Annotated in this window: 18 protein-coding genes; 2 read left to right on the top strand and 16 right to left on the bottom strand. The window is 60.5% G+C overall.

Annotation, left to right across the window (positions count from 1 at the left end; translation table 11 throughout):
• Positions 1-239: 239 nt before the first annotated feature.
• The 12 genes from ACZYZ4_RS13020 to ACZYZ4_RS12965 all read right to left on the bottom strand — a co-directional run bounded on the left by ACZYZ4_RS13020 (position 240) and on the right by ACZYZ4_RS12965 (position 12987).
• Positions 240-851 (bottom strand): fumarylacetoacetate hydrolase family protein, encoded by a 612-nt coding sequence (locus tag ACZYZ4_RS13020; protein WP_463861483.1) that lies wholly within the window; start codon positions 849-851, stop codon positions 240-242.
• 227 nt (positions 852-1078) lie between these two features.
• The gene (locus ACZYZ4_RS13015) at positions 1079-1552 is read right to left on the bottom strand and encodes a flavin reductase family protein (protein WP_463861550.1); all 474 of its coding nucleotides are present in this window, start codon (positions 1550-1552) and stop codon (positions 1079-1081) included.
• A 56-nt stretch (positions 1553-1608) separates the two neighbouring features.
• On the bottom strand, positions 1609-2718 hold the full coding sequence (locus ACZYZ4_RS13010) for an LLM class flavin-dependent oxidoreductase (RefSeq protein ID WP_463861481.1): 1110 nt from the start codon (positions 2716-2718) through the stop codon (positions 1609-1611).
• A 64-nt stretch (positions 2719-2782) separates the two neighbouring features.
• Positions 2783-4051, bottom strand: a complete 1269-nt coding sequence (locus tag ACZYZ4_RS13005; protein WP_463861479.1) for an ATP-grasp domain-containing protein — start codon at positions 4049-4051, stop codon at positions 2783-2785.
• Positions 4048-5292 carry an aminotransferase-like domain-containing protein gene (locus ACZYZ4_RS13000; RefSeq protein WP_463861477.1) on the bottom strand — a complete coding sequence of 415 codons (1245 nt, stop codon included), beginning with the start codon at positions 5290-5292 and terminating at the stop codon, positions 4048-4050. The genes ACZYZ4_RS13005 and ACZYZ4_RS13000 overlap by 4 nt, the downstream gene beginning before the upstream one ends.
• A 181-nt stretch (positions 5293-5473) precedes the next feature.
• The gene (locus tag ACZYZ4_RS12995) at positions 5474-5812 is read right to left on the bottom strand and encodes a YciI family protein (RefSeq protein ID WP_463861475.1); all 339 of its coding nucleotides are present in this window, start codon (positions 5810-5812) and stop codon (positions 5474-5476) included.
• Between the two features lie 28 nt (positions 5813-5840).
• A complete protein-coding gene (locus ACZYZ4_RS12990) occupies positions 5841-6590 on the bottom strand; it encodes an SDR family NAD(P)-dependent oxidoreductase (protein ID WP_463861473.1) in 750 nt (249 codons plus the stop codon).
• Complete coding sequence (locus ACZYZ4_RS12985; RefSeq protein WP_463861471.1) at positions 6587-7741, bottom strand: enolase C-terminal domain-like protein; 1155 nt, start codon at positions 7739-7741, stop codon at positions 6587-6589. Before ACZYZ4_RS12985 ends, ACZYZ4_RS12990 begins: the two co-directional genes overlap by 4 nt.
• Before the next feature lie 20 nt (positions 7742-7761).
• A complete protein-coding gene (locus tag ACZYZ4_RS12980) occupies positions 7762-8628 on the bottom strand; it encodes an alpha/beta hydrolase (protein ID WP_463861469.1) in 867 nt (288 codons plus the stop codon).
• Between the two features lie 22 nt (positions 8629-8650).
• Positions 8651-10375, bottom strand: a complete 1725-nt coding sequence (locus ACZYZ4_RS12975) for a GH3 auxin-responsive promoter family protein (RefSeq protein ID WP_463861467.1) — start codon at positions 10373-10375, stop codon at positions 8651-8653.
• A gap of 42 nt (positions 10376-10417) precedes the next feature.
• Entirely contained in the window at positions 10418-11611 is a 1194-nt protein-coding gene (locus ACZYZ4_RS12970; protein ID WP_463861465.1) for an MFS transporter, read from the bottom strand.
• A 353-nt stretch (positions 11612-11964) separates the two neighbouring features.
• Positions 11965-12987, bottom strand: coding sequence for a DMT family transporter (locus ACZYZ4_RS12965; RefSeq protein ID WP_463861463.1), 1023 nt, complete (start codon positions 12985-12987; stop codon positions 11965-11967).
• Positions 12988-13075: 88 nt separating this feature from the next.
• On the opposite strand from ACZYZ4_RS12965, the gene ACZYZ4_RS12960 reads away from it, so the two are divergent.
• Positions 13076-13993 carry a LysR family transcriptional regulator gene (locus tag ACZYZ4_RS12960; protein ID WP_463861461.1) on the top strand — a complete coding sequence of 306 codons (918 nt, stop codon included), beginning with the start codon at positions 13076-13078 and terminating at the stop codon, positions 13991-13993.
• A gap of 240 nt (positions 13994-14233) precedes the next feature.
• Positions 14234-14620: a recombinase family protein gene (locus ACZYZ4_RS12955; RefSeq protein ID WP_463861459.1), complete on the top strand. Its 387-nt coding sequence runs from the start codon at positions 14234-14236 to the stop codon at positions 14618-14620.
• Between the two features lie 275 nt (positions 14621-14895).
• On the opposite strand, the gene ACZYZ4_RS12950 is transcribed toward ACZYZ4_RS12955, so the two are convergent.
• Genes ACZYZ4_RS12950 through ACZYZ4_RS12935 form a run of 4 tightly spaced genes read right to left on the bottom strand, consistent with a single transcriptional unit; the run spans position 14896 to position 18254 of the window.
• Positions 14896-16059: an MFS transporter gene (locus ACZYZ4_RS12950; RefSeq protein ID WP_463861457.1), complete on the bottom strand. Its 1164-nt coding sequence runs from the start codon at positions 16057-16059 to the stop codon at positions 14896-14898.
• Positions 16049-16399, bottom strand: a complete 351-nt coding sequence (locus ACZYZ4_RS12945) for a hypothetical protein (protein WP_463861455.1) — start codon at positions 16397-16399, stop codon at positions 16049-16051. The genes ACZYZ4_RS12950 and ACZYZ4_RS12945 overlap by 11 nt, the downstream gene beginning before the upstream one ends.
• Complete coding sequence (locus ACZYZ4_RS12940) at positions 16396-17118, bottom strand: cupin domain-containing protein (RefSeq protein WP_463861453.1); 723 nt, start codon at positions 17116-17118, stop codon at positions 16396-16398. Before ACZYZ4_RS12940 ends, ACZYZ4_RS12945 begins: the two co-directional genes overlap by 4 nt.
• The gene (locus ACZYZ4_RS12935; protein WP_463861451.1) at positions 17115-18254 is read right to left on the bottom strand and encodes a sedoheptulose 7-phosphate cyclase; all 1140 of its coding nucleotides are present in this window, start codon (positions 18252-18254) and stop codon (positions 17115-17117) included. Before ACZYZ4_RS12935 ends, ACZYZ4_RS12940 begins: the two co-directional genes overlap by 4 nt.

Genomic DNA, 18254 nt, shown 5'->3' with positions numbered 1-18254 from the left:
CTGGACGTAAGCGCTGCAGGGTCGGACGGAGTTTTAGGGACTCGAGGGCGCAAGGTCCTTCCTCTGAGGGAGAGCCCGGACACCGCTGAATCGGTGAGTGGCGCTAAGCGAAGGACTTGCCCTAAGAGAGGAAACGCGATGGATCAGAACGAAGAAGAGCGCCAAATTAACACCGAGTATGTTCATGCGGTCTTAAGTCACCCCCTTTAGCGTGATGTCTATCTATGTCGCGTGAGAGTTCAGCCGGCGATGCATTCGTTCCGAAGCTCGCCGATTCCTTCGATGGCACCGACGACGACGTTTCCTGGTTTTAGGTAGCGGGGTGGATCCATCATCATTCCGAGCCCACCTGGCGTTCCTGTGAAGACAAGGTCGCCGGGGAGGAGTTCGCAGATTGTTGAGATGCGGGCCACCAGCTCTGGTATGGAGAAAATCATCTGGCTGGTCTGTCCGGATTGGACAGTCTGCCCGTCCACGTCGCACCGAAGTGTGATGTTGTTTTTGTCTTCGAATTCGTCCGGAGTGACGAGGCAGGGGCCTGTGGGGCCAAATCCTGGGAACGACTTTCCCAGAGAGAACTGTTTGACGTCCGTTCCCAGTTGAAGGGTCCTTTCCGAGTAGTCCTGGCCGACGGTCAGCCCGGCTATGACGTCCCATGCCTGTGAGGCAGGGACATCCTTGGCTCTCTTACCGATCACTGCTACGACTTCGACTTCCCAGTCGACTGTGTCTGTGGGCAAGGTCAGATCAGCTCGGGGGCCGACGATGCTGCTCGGGAACTTGGTGAAGACTACTGGCAATTCTTCGGAGGCTTCCATGACAACCGGCCGGCCCCTGTAGTTGCTGGCCACCGCGAAGACTTGGCGGGGCCGTGGGGACGGTGGGCCGAGCAATTCCGGGTCGAAAGGTTGCCCGGTGAGGGCCTGCGCCGATGCTCTAGCGAACCATTGAACGGCATCTGGCCACCGGTCCAACAAAGCCGCCGGATCACTGGGAAGCAGGCCTTCAGAGGCTAATGCTGCATCGACTGCGAGTTCGTTGACGATGAAAACGGCGCGTCCATCAAGAGTTGCGATCTTCATGAGCTGAGCCCCGTCATCCGTCCGGACTGGAACACGAGGGGCCGTTCTCCTTCACCAAGCAGTCCGTCTGTGGGCCTCACAAGGATCAGTTCGTGATCGCCGGTCTGGTGAATGGCTGCAATCTCGCAGTCGATCCATGCCAGTGCGTCATCGATCGTGGGATGTCCCGCGTTGGTTGAAGACCATTTGCGGTCTCCGAAACGGTCGGCGCCGCGTTGGCTGAAGAGCCGGCAGAGGGATGCGTGTTGGTCTCCAAGGATTGTGATTCCAAATGATCCGTGAGCCCGGAGCGCTGGCCAGGTGGTCGAGCTGTGTGCTGCGGAGAAAGCGAGGAGCGGCGGGTCCAGTGACACCGAGGTGAATGAATTCATGCTCATCCCGACGGGTCCGTCCGGGGTTTGTGCCGTCACGAGGACGACGCCGGTGGTGAATTGGCCCAGTACTGTGCGAAAAAGGGCTTGGTCTGTCATGGGCCCGCTGCGGTCAATGGTTAGTGTTGATCCAGGCATGGTTCTGGTCCTTCCTGTCAGGAGTTCCGGCTGGCGATGGCCCATTCGGTTGCTTCAATGGGCCTGGCAGTTGTCCCGGTGAAGTGTGGCGCGACGTGGCGTGCGAGGAGTTGCATGCTGCGGTCTGTCTTTTCCCACGAGGTCCAGTCGGCGACATAGACCAGTAGGGTGCCGAAGCCGCCTGAGCGTTCCTGCAGTGTCCGGATGCCTTCGATGACGTCGTCGACTGAGCCGACGAGTGCGCCGCCCGATTCGACCCGGGCCTCAAGCATCTTGGAGCGCGGGATGTCGGGGCTGTGGACTTCGCGCCCGGCCACGCGTCCGAAGTAGTCGAAGATCCATCGGTCGTAGCCCTCCCGGACGTCGTTGAATGCCTCTTCTCGGGTTTCGGCAACGTGGACGGGGAGTGCGACCCGCCAGTCGTTCCGGTCCATTGTCTGTCCGTACTCTTCTGCTGCTTCGACGGCGTGGTTCCACTGATCCGCCAAGCCCATGTGTGCCGGCGCCCCGGGTGTGAGCAGGGCAAACGGCAGGGCGAAGGAGACCATGCTGAGCCCATAGCGGCCGGCGAGCCGTGGACTCGTGCTGGAGGTTCCGCTCGTTGCCATTGCCATTTCAATGCCCTGGGGGCTGAAGCGTGGAAGCTGCAGTTTCGCACCGCGGAGGGTGTACCAGTCCGTTTCGTCGGTGATTCTGTTTTCTCCGTTGACCAGTTCCATGACGGTGGGTAGCGCCTCGTCCAGACGTTTTCGCTGCGTCGGCTGGTCCACGCCGAACATCGACGCGTCGAAGGGGACCCCCGGGCCAACCCCGAGGATGTACCGTCCGCGGGTCAGGTGATCGAGATGGACGGCCCGTGAGGCGACATGGAACGGATTGTGTGACGAGAGTGGGGATACCCCGTTCGCGAGCTTGATCTGTCGCGTTCGCTGGGATGCCGCTGCGATCAGGGTCTCGGGGGCGCCCGTGAGGCCCCAGCCCATTGACTGATGCTCGCCGAACCAGGCTTCGTCGAAGTTCAGTTCGTCGAGCTTTTCCACAAGGTCTAGGCTCCGTTTGAGGGCAAGATGGGGGTCCTGCCCTGTTTCGTGGACAGGTGAAAGGAAGGCGCCGATGTTGCTGTGCATGATGATGCTCCTGTGTGGTCTGGGATGAGTTGGTCTGTGATCTTCAGTGACGACCGCTGAAGGGTCAGATGACCTGGTAGACGGAGTCCTTGAGCCGGCGAATTTCCGTGTAGTCCTTGTCGAGCTCTTCCTGACTGTCTGACGTGAGAAACACCCGCAGGGGCGTCGTCAGCAAATCAACTGTCTTGAAGATCCGGGACCCGGGCCGGAGCTTGACGCTGGCCAGATAGACGCTGTCCAGCTCTTCGATGTGCTTGACCACGTCTTGGTTGATGCCCTCGACGGTTCCTTCGAGGGCGGACGGTGCGTTGTAGACGGTCGCCGGCTGCCGCCGGGTGTAAATCCGTTGACTGGCCAAATCGTTGAATTCTTCGGGCCGAAGGAACGCCGCGGCGCTCAGGGCGGCTTGGTTGTGCCCGAGACAGACGTCGTGGAACCCCGGGTGCATGTTTCCGTTGAGCCGGGCACCGATCTCCACTAGGACGGGGCCGTCGTCCGTGAGGATCACCTCGGCATGCGCGGGGCCCCACCGGATGTCCAGAGCGCGGAGGACATCGAAGACGTAGTACGCCAGGCCTGGGCCGACGGCGTCCGTGGAATCAACCAGGATGTCCTTGTCGTAGATGTTCTGACCTGTCGGCAAGAGCTCCTTCTGGTATTTCCAGATGCCGCATACGTAGTTTCGTCCGTCACTGCTGACGGTGTCGACGATGTATTCGGGCCCTTTGAGGTACTCCTGAATCAGGACTTCTGTGTTCTCGTTTCCGAAGATATCGGGCGCCTTGAGAACTCGTTCGGCGGCTGCGAGGACCTCCAGCCTGTCAGCGCAGATGAAGACACCGTCGGTGGCCGCGGAGCTCAGTGGCTTGATAACGGCGGGATATCCGGTTGTCGCGTCTGCCCAGTCCGCCAGGTCCGCCGGGACGGATCCCTTGAACTGCCGCGCGCAAGGCACTCCCGCACGGCGCAGGGCCTCAATCATTTCGTACTTGTTCCGCCGGGCGACGGAAAGCGCGGTGCCGTTTGTGGGCAGTCCAAGCTTCTCCCCAAGCTCGTCCGCCAGTGCTACCGCTGATTCCTGGCCCGCAATGACGCAGACTGGTGCATACGCACGAAGACGGTCGAGCGCTTCGCTGTCGAGGGCCCCGTTGGTCAGAATAACGTTGTCGGCATATCGGCTAAGGTCCGGGGCCAGCATTGTCGACATCAATTCCGTGGTGCTTTGGACATGTACGAGCCGGGTCCCGAGCGGGCTGAATGCGTCCGCGAAGAAGTTACCGGCGGAATACCCGTCCACGACGATGGCTATCTTCGGTGCCGTTGATTCACTCACAGCGACCCCGCCGTCTCGACCGTCTTGCCTGCATCGGCCGTTTCTTTGATGAACCGGGCAAGTCGCGCGATTCCGGCCCTGATTGCGTCCGGCTGAAGGTTGCTGATGCCCAGTCGCATGGCCTGCTTTCCCCCGCGGTTTGTGTAGAACATGCGCATTGGGGCCCAGCTGACCCCGTAGTCGCGGGCCGAGCGTTCCATGCACGCCATGTCCGCCTCGAAGGGGACCTGCAGGACAAGGAAGAAGCCCCCTCTCGGAGTGTTCCATGTGACCCCGTGCTGACCGTGGTCTGCCGGCGGAAAGTGCTCAGACAATGCGCTGACGGCGGTGTCGAGTCGTTCGATGTACACGTCCCTGGACGCCTTCGTCGCGCTGCGAAGGTCATAGTCGTGGGCCTGCAGCAGGCCACCGATAACGGCCTGGGAAATGGATGAAGTGCCTACGCTGAACATCGCCTTGGCTGTGGAGAGTTCCTCGGCGAGGAAACGCGGCCTTCCATCGACGCCAGGTACTATCTGGTCCGCGACGAGGAACCCTATCCTTGCGCCGGGAAATGCCGACTTTGCGAAGGACCCCAGATAGATGACGCGCCGGTTTTCATCGAGGGATTTGATCGTGGGCAGTTCCTCACCTTCCCGGGCAAACAGGCCATATGGATTGTCCTCGAGGATGATCAGGTCTTCTTTCTCGGCGAGATCGAGAAGCTGCAGGCGCGTTTGGGCAGGAATCACCGTGCCAGAAGGGTTTGAAAAGTCCGGGATCAGATAAAGGGCCCTGGGGCGTCGACCGGTTGCCCGCACTCTACGCACCGCTGTTTCTACAGCGTCCGGTTCCAGGCCTTCAGGTCCCTCAATCACTCCTTCGACCGGGATGTTGAGCATGCGCGCTGCCCCCAGAACGCCGACGTAGGCAGGGGAAACGGTGAGCAGCACATCGTCCGGAGATACGAAGATTCCTCGCAGGGCGATAAGCAATGCCTCCTGGAAGCCGTTTGTGACCATGATCGACTTCGGGTCGGCGTCGATAGCTTCATAGCCCTCGAGCATCCGCGAGATCTCGGGAAGAATGAATCCGTTGACGGGACCGTAGTGGAACATCCTGCGGGTGATGGCAGCCTCGGACATTCCCGATGCCCGCAGATGCTGCAGATAGCGTTCGATGTGGTGATTGATCTGCGCCAGATCGTAGTCGCCGTCGTAGGGCGCCCCTGAAGAGAAGGAGAGGGCGTCGGGGAACGCCATGGCGGTTTCGCTCAGAATCCGCATTGAATCCATTTGCGGGTCGAGGATCCCGGGGTGGAGGGATTCCAGCGTCAAGCCCTCGGTGACTGCCGTGTGTGCGTGCTCGCCCGCGGCGGTGTGAAGGTCAGTGGTCAATGTTTCGTGTGTCATTACTGATTTCCGTCTTTCGTGGCTTGCGGCATCAGAGGTACTTGGCCGCGGGGGCGGTGTCGGAAGTTGGGCGTCCGGCAGCCGCCAGCTGGGGTGCCAGCGACCCCTTTCCCGGAGCCCAGACGACGACACTCAAGTCGGCGACGACCCCGGCGATGATGTAAGGCTCGTTGTCCAGAACGTTTTGCAGCTGATCGCGATCATCCGCTTCGTAGATCAAAAGTCCCGCGTTTTCCTCCGGCAGCGGGCCGGCCAGCAGGAGGACTCCCTGCTCGGACAAATCATGGAGGTAGGCAGCATGGGCGCCGTGGTGGGCCTGCCGTTCAGCCTTTGAAACGTTGTAGCGGAGTGTTACGGCAAAAAATGCCATGGGTGGTCCTTTCAGAGAGGAGGCGCAGTTACATGTACAGTCCGCCGTTGATGTCGATCGTTGTTCCGGTGGTGAATCCGGCGCTGGCGGAGCTGAGGTAAAGGACGCTGCCGACGGCTTCCTGCACGGTTCCCATGCGACGCATCGGGAGTTTGGAGAGGACTGCGTCTTTCTGGGACTGCTCCCGGCGTTCCCAGGCGCCGGCAACACGGGCAGTCGTGATGGGTCCGTGTGCCACGACGTTAAGTACGACGCCGGTTTCTGCCAGTTCGTAGGCGATCTGCTTAGTCATGCCGATGACGGCTGCCTTTGCGGCGACGTATCCGGCGTTGTTGAAGTGGCTGAACGTGCGGCCACCGGCGGAGGCAAAGTTGACGATCCGGCCGTAGCCCGCCTTGACCATTGCGGGCGCGACGGCTTTGATTGCCGTGAATGTGCTGATGACGTTTTCCAGGTAGGCGGATTCGAAGTGGTCCTGGGTGAGGTCGTCGTATCGAATGACCCTGGTGTCTCCGCCCACGCCGTTGATCAGTATTGTGGGCAGGTGGGTGACAAGCATCTCTGAAAGCAGTGCTTCTGCGGCGGCGGTGTCGGTGATGTCGCCGACGATGACGTGTACTTTAGTGCGGGTCCTGAGCCGCTCCGCCAGCGCGGATACGGTTTCTGCGTTCTTGTCGAAGAGGACGAGCTGGTGTCCGGCATTGGCGAGCTCTTCGGCTACTTCCTGAAGGATGCCGCCTGCTGCGCCGATCAGGAGTGCTGTCTGGGTGGGGTTCATGAGGTGGTGCTCACTTTCTCGTGTGCGGTTGAAATCCATTGGCGGAGTGTTGCGCTCGGGGTGAGCCCAAGGCCGGGTCCTTGGATTGGTTTGACTGTGTACTCGTTGCGATCAACCTCGTTTCGTGGGATCGTCAGCGGGTCCGGGAACCATTGATCGTGTTTTCCCGCTTCGACTGTTGTGAGTCCGGTGACGGAACAGGCGAGGAGACGTCCGGCGGACCACAGGGGTCCGATCTCGCCTACGTGAACGCCGAGTTGGGACTTGAGGCCGAGAGCTTTGGCTGTCTTGAGCATGCGTAGGGTAGGGAACATCCCGCCGCATTTGCTGACTCTGATGTTGACGTAGTCGGCGGCGCCGCTGACCACGGCCTCGCGGAGATCCGTCTCGGAAGAGCAGGATTCGTCGATCATGACGGACATGCCGGATTCTCTGATGGCCCGCATCGCGTCCCAGTCCCGCGGCGCAACGGGTTCTTCGAGCCACGCCACCCGGGCGGTGGCTAGCAGGGACGATGCCCGAACGGCTTCGTCCTGGTTCCAGGCGCCGTTGACGTCGACGGAAAGCTGAGTCGCGGGTCCGAAGGCGTTCCGGATCTGGGCGACTCTGTCGGCGCTGTCCCGGACATCCGAATTGGCTTTTATTTTGACGTGCCGGATCGATGCGATGGTGTGCGCGCTGATGCCTCTGAGTTGGCTGTCCACATCGTTGGCGAGGTCCACGACGAAAGACACCGGTACTTCCCGCTCTGTCGTGCGGAGCAAGCACCCGTACTCCGGAACTGCATGCAGTGCCTCTATTGCGGTGTGATTGTGGAGGCGGCAGAGGAAATCGAACGTGGCGATTTCCAGAGCAGCCCTAGCAGCCGGCATGGAGCCGCCGCCGAGCAGAAGGCCGGTATCCAACGCTGCCAGGGAACGCATCGACTCCTCGAAACCGCTGAAATCGATGGCCGCGTTGAGGTCGTCAAGGTCAACGCGCTCCAGTGCGGTGACAACTGTTTGAAGGGTTTCGCCCGTGACGTAGTTTCGGGGCGCCCCTTCGCCCCACCCCGTCACTGTTCCGGAGGAAAGCTCCACGAGGACGGATGCTGTTGATCTTCGGGAGGCAGTGGCATGGACGAAGGGCCGTGCCATCGTGATCGTAGCCATGGATGTGCGCATCGACTCGATCAATGCGCCACCAATGATGACTCGATGGCCGGAGCGGACGAGATGGCCTTGTACAGCCATTTCCAGTACTCTCTGCGTGAGCCTGAGAATTCGAGGTAGTGACGTCGTTCGGAATAGGTGGTCGTTTCGAAGGTTCCATGAAGGTCTTTGAGGACTTTCTCCGCGGACGCAAGGTCAATTATGGGATCGGAGAGCGGCCTGACGTAGTGGACCGGGTGTTTGCAGCCGGCGGACTTTCCGATATACATGTCCTCAAGGGCGACCATGGCCGCGCGGGTGCGCATGGTGATCTGCCGGAGCATGTGATGGTCATTGGCCATCATCTCCAGGTAGCGGCCCTTGTCTGTGTAGTCCTCGTCGGCCAGGCCCAAAGGCCAGTAGTCGGTTCCGGTGAGATTTCGGGAATTCCCGAGAGCTTCTGGATCCAGGCGTGCCCGTTGCTGGCCCAGAGCCGGGGTGCAGTAGATGATTTGGTCTGCTTCGGGCAGTCCCTCGACGGCCATCGCTGCGACAATGCTTGCTCCGAAACTCTGGCCAAGAACTGTCAGGGGCACTTCCTCGGTTTGGCGTCGCGCTTCTATTAGCCCGTGCCGATAGTCGTCAAGGGCGACACGGGCGGAGGGCATGTCGCCGGGGGTGCCTTCACTTCGTCCTGATCCGTGCCGGTCGAGGGCGACCGTGACGACACCGTGTTTGGCAAGGGCCGGTCCGGTTTCCAGCAGCCAACCGGCGTGGCTCTGGATGCCATGGACGTAATAGAGAACACCGGTTACTGGAGTGTGCGGCAACGGCCGCCAGGTGTGGAGGGCCAGTGAAGTGCCATCCGATCCGCGTAGCGGCGTCATTGAGTAGCGTGATTTGGTCATTTGTGATCCTGATATCCGTTGGTTAGGGGAGTAGCCAGGGCTGCATGGCGGCGCTGTCCAGGTAGGTGAGTACGTCGCTGTTGCGCTGGATCCAGTAGTGCTTCAGTTGCGCCGGCGAGGCCCCGCCGAGCCGGCGGCTTTCTTCTATGCGGTTGAACGCGCCCGGCTTCACCAGGCGAAGGCTGATGGGCGTCAGCCGTTCGGTACGGCGTTTTTCCGCGTACTCCACGTTCAGACGTTGAAGTTCGGCCTCAACGTTGGCCGCGAATCTTCCGGGGGTGAGCGGGAAACTGTCGTCCCATTCGATGAGGATGGTGTATCCAGGTGGAGTCCCCCAGACCGGGACGCAGGTGAAGAGCTGCCGCGAGGACCAGAAGTTGCCGCCCGCGTTGCGGACGGCCGTGTGGATGTCCTCTTCGGTCAGTTTTTCGCCGGTGAAAGAGCTGCCGAATCCGGCTCTTTCGGCGAATTCCAGGCGGGGCAGTTTGCCGATGCGGTCCAGTACCCGGTAGCGGTCTCCGAGGTCGTACCGGTACAACCCGCTGGCCTGGCTCATCACGACGTTGTAGGTGCAGCCGACTTCTAATTCGCGGTAACTGACCGTCTCCGCGTCGGGGGCAAGATCGGATCCATCGTCCTCGGATGAAACCGGTACGAACTCATACACACCCAAATCGACGGAGAGCGGCCCGGCGGAGGGATGCCCGTCGATCGGGATGGTGACGATTCCTTCTGTCCCCGTTGAACTGAAAGGAAGCTTCGCGATGCCGGGGGTTACTTCTTCCAACCAGGTCGAGTAGAGCGCGGCGGACGCCGAGTTCCACGACACGACCAACTCGATGCCGGGCCAGAGGTCTGCGAGTCGCAGCCCCGTTCCGTTGCTCCGCATGATCTGAGCCAGTGTGCTCGCGCGGTCGAAATCCGGAGTGTCGACGCGGTGTTTCCCGTTCAGGATTCCGTGTCGGATGTCGGAGACGAGGTCTTCGCTCTTGTTGGCCAGCACGTCAGCGAGCCCAATGATTTTCGATGGATTGAGTGCCACGATCGCACGAACGTCCGACCTCGCGAGGAGCCGGAGTTTTCGGTAGAGGGACGATCGGTAGTCTTCATCGTCAGAACCCTTGAACCAGGCCTCGTGGTACCACGGCGGCAGCCAGTCACCGCTGCTGACGGCTGCCGGACGCTGGCTGATCGAGTATTGCTGGGTTGCTTCAAGTCCGTTCGGGACGCTGGACCGTTCCCAGGACAGGTCAAGTACAGAGGCATTCCTGGAGCGTTCCGCCCCGATGTGTTTGAAGTACAGTCCCCACTGCGAGTACAAGGCCCGTCCGCGGTACACATCACGCCAGTGCCTGGTCGTGGGTACCAGCTTCGGCTTTCCTGTCGAACCCGAGGTTTTCAGGAGGGCGTAAGGGGTGCTTTTTGTAAGAACGTTGATATCACCGTCGACGATTTTGTCAATGTAGGGTACGTAGTCGGGATAGCAGAGGATCGGGACGGCCTTTTTCCAATCCTCAATCGAGTGCACCGACGACAGCCCGTGTTTTCGCCCAAAATATGTATCCTGCGACTGATCGAGAATGTCTTTGAAAACGGCGTCGGCCGCGTCTTCAGGGTGCTCGCAGAGCTGACGCCGGTTCTTAAGCCCTTCTTGTGATTTGCGCAGAAATGAATCGGTGATGACCGACGTGTTTGCGCGCTGCTGTTGCAGGGCCTGCGTGATTGAGGTCGTGGTGGCCAGAGTCACTGTTTGTTTTCCCCTTATTAAGTCTGTGTCCCGGATCTGGGATCAGATTTTCGCCTCGTCCGGTACGGCATTGAAGTTTGGTATTTTCACGAGAAGTTTGAAGCCGATCGCCCCCGCGACTCCGACGACGAACGTCGCAGTCCAGAGCACTGGGTAGCCAAGGCTGTCCGCCACGACTATTCCGAGCGGGCCACCGACCATGAATGCGGCATTCCAGGCGAAGAAGAACGATCCCTGGTAGCTGCCCATCTGACCGTCGGGGGCTCGTTTCGCCAGGAAAGTTGCCGACATGGGGGCCCAGAGAACCTCGCCAAGCGTCCAGATGAACAGGGCAGAGGCGAAGGTGACCATGTCATTGGCCAAGGCATTGAGGCCGAACCCGACTCCCAGCAGCAAGGCGGCAAGGGCGAGGGGAGACTCGTCGGACCATTTGCCGACCAACCGTGGAACCAACGGCAGCAGCGCGATGGACAGTACGGCGTTGATCGCCAGCACTATGCCGATCCCGACTGACGTCAGACCTTCGGCGCGCATATGCAGCGGCAGACTCGAATTGACCTGTAAGTAGACGCTCGCCAAAAGGAAGCACAGAACCAGGAATCCGAGCAATACAGGCGAACGGTATGGGGCAATGATTCCCTTCGCGATGCCCCTAGGCGACAGCGTGACGCCCCCGTCGCGACGGATGGGGAGATCTTGCGGTAGCGCCCGGGCGAACAAGGCATAACAGAGGCTCGAGCCGGCCCAAACAAGAAATATCCCTTGCGGGAATACCTCGAGCAGGACTCCGGCCAGGACCGGGCTCAGAGTCATTCCGACGTTGAAGCCCATCAGGTACAGGCTGTAGGCGCGGGAAAATTCATCCTGAGTCACCATGTTGGAGATGAGACCGGCCCCGGCCGGACGGTCCACCGTCGACAGGAAGCCCGTGATGAAGGCGAGCACCCCGACTAGGGTGGGATCCTGAACAAGCAGGTAGAGCAGCGCGGTGCCGATGGCTACAGGCTGAGCGCAGAGTATTACACGCCGTGGACCGACGGCGTCGGCGATGACACCTCCGATCAGGCCCGCAATGAGAACACCTGCGCCGAATAGGCCGACGAACACAGCGGTATGGTCGGTGGTAAGAATGTTGCTGTCCTGCATGTAAATGACCAGGAATGCTGGTGACAGGATGCCGATACGGTTCAGTATCTGGCCGGTCCAAAGGAACCAGTACGGTCGGGGAAGGTTCATCGCAGGCGCCCGTGATTGCCGTCGGTATCCGCTGCAAGCAAGACCCGGCGGATTCGTGCCAAGGAATGAGTTTCTTTGGGAGTTCTGCAGGTGCGTGGTCCGGCGAACCGAAGATTCATGGGGGACCACCCCAGGCATAGGAACAGTCCCTGCACGAAGCTACCGAATATGAGCTTGATTCCCCAGTTCCGGATCCGAAGCCGCTCGCGCGCTGGAACGGAGAACCTGCCAATGACGGCGAATGTCGCAGCGAAACCTACGAACGAGACGATTAGTGACATGGGATCTCGTACCTCTCCTGACCAGGCTGATGCTTAGGGACGTTTCTTGACCGTTTCTCGTGGCGCGGCATTTCAGAGACGGCCATTGCTGACTGCAGTTTCGGACACGCTTTGAGTTTGCCCTTCTGACCTGCTGAGGAGTTCGCGACGAGTTCCGGTCCACGAATTTGGGACGCTCACCTTGATCCGACCCTGACTGATGAGGATCGACAGGATCACTACCGCGCCGCCGACAACTTCGTTCCAATGAATGACCTCCCCGAGAACCAGGATTCCGAGAAGCACTCCTCCGATCGGAGTGAGATAAGTAACCGTGGACGCCGCTGTCGCGCCCCAGGCGTTGATCACGTTCGTGTACCAGATGTAGGCGATCCCGGTTCCGACGGCGCCCAGAACGAGAATGCTGATGAGAGTCGGTGGCGTCAGGTTCACCGGGCCCAGACCGATGAAGGGGGTGAGTGCAAACATCACCAACGCACCCATACAGATTTGGCTGGAAGCAACTGTCGTCGAGTCGAAGTCATGACCGCGGAAGAATCGGCGGGTGTACGTGAAACCAAGGCCGTAGCAGGTTGTTGCGCCGAGACAGGCGGCCTGCGCGAGGAGGAACTGGGACGACTGCACTTGTGCGAACATCTGCCAGGGGGCTACGACCAGAATGATGCCGCCGGCGGCGGCGAACATCGCGGTCATTTTCAATCGGGTCAGGCGTTCTTCCGGAAGGACAGCCAACGCGATGAGCATCGTAGCAATGGGCGTCGTCGCGTTGTAGATGCTCGACAGCCCGGACGGAAGGTACTGCGCCGCCCAGGAGAACAGGAGGAAGGGCGCCACGCACATGAGGACACCGATTGCTGTCAGATGCAGCCAAACCTTCAGGCCGCGGGGCCAGCGACGTTTGGTGAAGAGCATGATCAGCGCGAGAACGATGGCGCCGCCCAACAGCCGTCCGAGAACTACTTGGGCCGGCGACATTCCGCCTACCGCTACTTTGATGAACAAGAAGCTGGCTCCCCAGACACCCGCCGCTGCGACATATTGAACGCCTATCGGCAGACCGCGTGGTGATGTTCCAAGTGACGCGTGATCGGTCATGGAAGCCTCCTTGGCTGTTGCTTCAAGACTTCGCCATGCCGCATGATGAAACAAATACATAAACTAGATGACTGCATGAAGGAAACTCATGAGCGCAACATTGAAGCAGCTGGCCGCATTCGTAGCTGTGGTTGAGCAAGGCGGATTCGGTGCCGCCGCGGACGAGCTTCTGATGAGTCAATCAGCGGTTTCCCACACACTGGCAGCCATGGAGCGTTCTGTCGGCGCAACCTTGATCAATCGCTCGCCGAAGATAGAGCCGACGGGCATCGGACGCATGATCCTTCCGCATGCACGTGCGGCCCTATCCGCCGCCCGCGCGGTCAACAGCCTCATCGACAGTTATCAGGGTAAGAAGCTCAGAGGGGCAGTTCGCGTGGCAGCGTCCCCCACCGCTTCTCATCGGCTGGTTCCACGCCTGCTGTCGCTGTGGCACGAAGTTCTTCCCGATATCGATATCCGAATCCTGGAGGGCGGCGACGATGAGCTGGACGAATGGCTTGAAACCGGCGCGGTGGACTGCGCCGTCTTGGTTGACCCGGAAGCGACGGCTTCGGGAAGTGTCGAGCTGATCAGGGACTACTTTCAGGCCGTCCTCCGCACGGACCATCCGTTCAGCGCGTTAAGAAGTATTGAGCTTGCCGAGCTCGTCGAGGATCCCCTGCTGGTATCGTCAAGCGGTTGCGAGCCTCAGATCAAGAAGATTCACAAGATGAGCGGCGTCCGGTTCCACCCCTCGCAACGGGTGCGGGAAGTGTCAACCCTGCTCAGCATGGTCGAAAGCAACCTCGGCGTGGCAATAATGCCGTCGTTGGCTGCAAGTATGCTCCCTGAGAGCCTCATGATGGTTGATCTCGAGCCCAAACTGGAACGCCGACTGGTCTTTGCCGGTCCGAAGAATCGGCCATGGCACCCGTACGTGACACGAATGAGGGACATCGCGGCGGAAAACACCCCGGCAAACATCGTTCCGGCTCAGACGCCACGGTTGCTCCCGGCGTCGTAGCGGCAAAGCAAACGAACGCGCAGCCTTAGCCCTGCACCGATTAGCGATGGAAGACTATCCAGGCGGGAAGAAAGGAGTCCCTCGTAAAGCTCTACGACGCCGCAGAGGACCTGGAATCCATCGCGTTCGACTTGATGATGCAGGCCGAAAAGCTCCAGAAATCCTTCGATCACTCACCGACACCGAAGCCGAGGATCTTCGCGGATACTAAGACGATATTGAGTAGGACCTGAACAGACGTTGGCAGGGTCCCGAGTAAGTAGCGCCGACCAGGATCCCCAGTTGCAGCTTGACGCTCTGAACTCCGAAGGCTGCCTGAAGATCTACAAAGACACCGCGACCGGGACCAAGGCCGACCGCCCCCAATGGAGCCTATGCCTGAATGATCTGCGCCCGGGAGACACCTTGGTGGTCTGGAAAATCGACCGGCTCGGACGAAACCTGCGCGACCTCATCGACATCGTCACCACCCTTGACGGCCGTGAAGTCGGGGTGCAGTCATTGACCAACGGGATGGTGGGCACCACCACTGCGCACGGCAAACTCGTCTTTGGCATGTTCGCTCTGATGGCCGAATACGAAGCTGCGCTGATCCGCGAACGCACCCAGGCCGGGCTTATCGCTTGATAGCGAAGCTTTGGGGGATTTATGGGCTGCCGGGACCGACAGACTCATCGCCTGCAGAAAAGTGCCTAACGTTTTTGAGCCGCCAAATTCTGGCTCCCACGAGGATGCGATGTGGGAGCGTGCCCAAGCCGCCTGTCCCAAACAACCCCATTTAGGGCGCTCCCCCGACCGCTTTCAAAGGCCGATAATGACCTTATGTATCGCGCAGGCTGGCAACTCAAAACCGGAGGACTCCTGGAAGCGGTTCTCCGGGGATACACGTTGCCAAGGATTGATCAGCCGATTCTCGCATCGGCGAAGGAACCCGCTTTCAGACGTCGTGCTGTCCTTGTGTGAACCAAGGTCAAGGCGATGGCAGAGAGGGCGAGAAGGCCAGCTCCGATGAGGGCAGGTGCCTGAACGGAAACATCGACCAACGTTGCCCCTCCTGCCGACCCGGCAGCAATTCCTGCGTTGAAGGCAACGACTGCAGCTCCGGATGCGACCGTCTGTTTTCCCAGGGATCGATCGAGAATTTCTGATTGCATCAGGGTAGGGAGTAATCCGAAGCAGCTTCCAGCCAATGTCGCGGTCACGAGCAGGATTGCTGGGCCGGGCAGGAGGGCGGTGACAAGGAGAACGACCCCTTCTGCGACCAGAACGATCACGGCGCGCTGCAGGCGGCGCTTCCCGGCAAGGCGGCCTGAAAGTGCGGTCGCGATGATGACGGCACCTCCATATACGGCGAGGACGAGGGACGGTTGGACGGCCTCATTGGTCGCCAGGGGCGCCAGGAACGTGTAGTAGGAGAAGTGGCCGGCCAAGGCCAAAGCGAAGATGACTGCGATGGCCACGATTCCGCCTTGGAGACTGCGGGTCTCGGCAGTCTCGGTCGGCTGATTTCTCGGCGCCGGGTGAGGGGCAAAGAGCACGGAGGCGAAGACTCCGCAGGATGCCAGCGCGATGGGGATGCGCCAATCTATGGATCCGAGCGCTTCTGATGCTGGAACACCGATGGCGAGGGCACACCCGTTCCCCAGGAGTACTCTCGCGACCGCTTTGCCTGTGTTGTTGGGCGCGGCCGCGGCGGCCAGGGCAAGGACCAAGGGGAAGAATGCGCCGTGGGCGGCTCCGTGGATTGATCGGAGAACCAGGTAGGAGGATATGTCTGGTGCGGCACTGGTTGCCAGGCCGAGGACTGCGAAAATGGCGCCGGCAAGGATGGTTGCTTTCCGCAGGTCGAAGCGTTGAGCGAAGCTGGCAAGCGGCAGGGCCAATACCGCTGTACTGAGGGCGTAAAGGCTGGACCCTGCAGCAGCTGCCCCGATGTCTGCATCGAAGGCAGCCGAGATGTGTTCGACGGCTCCTGCGGGGGCCATTTCGACGGTAACGGCAAAGAAGAGTGCGAGGGGTAGGGCCCATGCGGTGAAAGGCTCTACCCCCCGCGTCTCAAATGGCACGTTCACTTTCCGGAAGTTCCGGGACCCGTGCCGGTAGGTGTTGGGTGACCGTCTCAGGGTAAGTCCGGATACTCAGCACAGCTGTTTCGGAGACAGCTCTCAGAATGCTGAGCTCATGGGCCGGCGCCAGAAGGAGTGATCCGGCTGCCAGGGGTTGTCCTTGTATTTCGGCCTCACCGGAGAGCACAACCAGGGCTTCGTGCACCCCTTGTTCCCCGAAGTTCAGAACTTGCTCCGGGGCAAGGGTCCAGTGTTCGATCGCTTCGGTTTCGCTGTGAAGCATGCCGCGGCGAATCAGGCAGTTCCAGTAGTCTCCACGGTCCAGGGTGCTGATGATCATGGCGCCGGGGTCCTGAGCTCGACGGTGAACAGTTCGACGTCGGAGGCCGTGGTGAGGGTCGCGGGGGAACCGTTCGGAACGAGGAACGATGTCGGTGCTTCAATGTCCGCAGTGGACCCAGCGAAGGACAGTGTCGCCGTGCCTTTGTTCAGGAAACCTGCGATCTCGGTGCCTTCCTTTCCGAGATTGAGGGTCTGCCCGGTGGCGAGGGTATGGCGTTCAATACTGGCCAGGGGTCCGTCGAAGGCGCCGTGGGTTTCGACACGGGGGGTGGTGTTGAGGTCGTGGATCTGTGCTGGCATCGGTGAGCTCTCTGTGTGGGTGGTGCCTTCGAGAACGGTTTGGGTGTGGGGCGTGAGGGTCTCGATGACCCACCAGTTCAGGGTCGAGTGCCCGGTGTTCCGAAGACCGTGGGTATTCCCTGGTGTCGTCAGTGCCAGTGTCCCCGGGCGGACGGGGTGTGGTTGCCCGTTGAGGAAGAACTCCCCGGTCCCGTTCAGGATCAGGTAGATCTCCTCGGTTCGGGAGTGGAGGTGTTCACCGCTGACGGCTCCCGAAGGCAGGGTCGCCCATTCGATGGCCTCTGTGGCGGATTCAAGTTCGCGGCGGGTGTAGAAGGCTTTCCATCCGGTTGTGCCTTCTGCCCCGTGGACGCCGAGGACTGTTGCATGGCCATGGGGTGTCCTGGGCTTGGGTGGGAATTTGGTGAGAACGCTCATGCTGCCGCCTTTTCCAGGACCGCGACGTCGGCGAGGATACCCAGAGCTGCTTCGATGTCGGCCGGGGTGAGGTCGTTCACGAACACGGCTTTTCCGATGCCGGTGGGCAGAGGCAGGCGCTGGAGCCCGTTGCGGTGACGGGTGGTGTCGACGAGGGCTGTGACCAGGACATCCAGTGTCATGGACGGGTGGACGACGGGGAGCCCGAGTGCGCGCATGACGGCGAAAATTCGGGTCGCTTCGCCTTCTGCGACCAGTCCGCGGTGCACGCTGATGGCGGTCGTGAGCGCCATGTCCAGGCAGACTGCTTCGCCGTGGAGAAGCTCGGGAAGGGCGGTCATTTCCACGGTGGGGGAGAAGGTGTGACCGTAGTCGACCAGCCGTTCCAGTGTCTGCTCCCACAGGTTGGGTTCGAGTTCTTCGAGCATGCCGGCGATGGCCCTGTCGATGATCTGCTGTTCAGCTTCCGTGTGCTGCTGGAAACGACGGGCCAAGGCGGATGCACCGTGTTCTTCGAGCAGCGAGAACAGTTCGTTGTCTTTGACCAGGGCGATCTTGAGGATCTCCGCGAGTCCGTTGGAGACGTGACGCTGATTCAGGGAGGTCAGGAATGAAGTGTCCAGGAGGCTGCGCGAGGCTGCGAAGTAGGTGCCAATTTTGTTTTTTCCGGAGTGGAAGTTCACCCCGGTTTTCACTCCGACACTTGCATCGACTATCCCGATGAGGGTTGTGGGGACCCGGACGAAAGGGGTGTTCCTGCGGTAGATGCTGCAGGCGAAGCCCACGATGTCGGTCAGCACTCCGCCGCCGATGGCGATGACGGGTTCACGCCGGCGATCGAGTTTGAAGGCCTCGATGGCTTCCAGGACGGTTTCGACTGCCGTCCAGCGTTTGTTCGTCTCACCGTGGGGCAGAACCAGGATGCGGTACTCGGAGAGATTGGCGGCCGCGTAGTCCCGGATCTTGTCACCGTAGAGGTCATTGACAATGGTGTCGGTGACGATGAGCCGGCGTGAGCCGTGTTCGCCATCGACAAGGGTCGGATTCGCGGGGTCGAGGATATCGAAGGTGGTTTCGACGCGGTACTGCACGTCCTGCTGGGCAGAGACGGTCCATGCGCGGTTGATGGTGGTCAT

Source organism: Pseudarthrobacter adonitolis (assembly GCF_055412845.1).
Note: the sequence above shows the minus strand (reverse complement) of the source record. Positions and strands in the feature narration are given on the sequence as shown.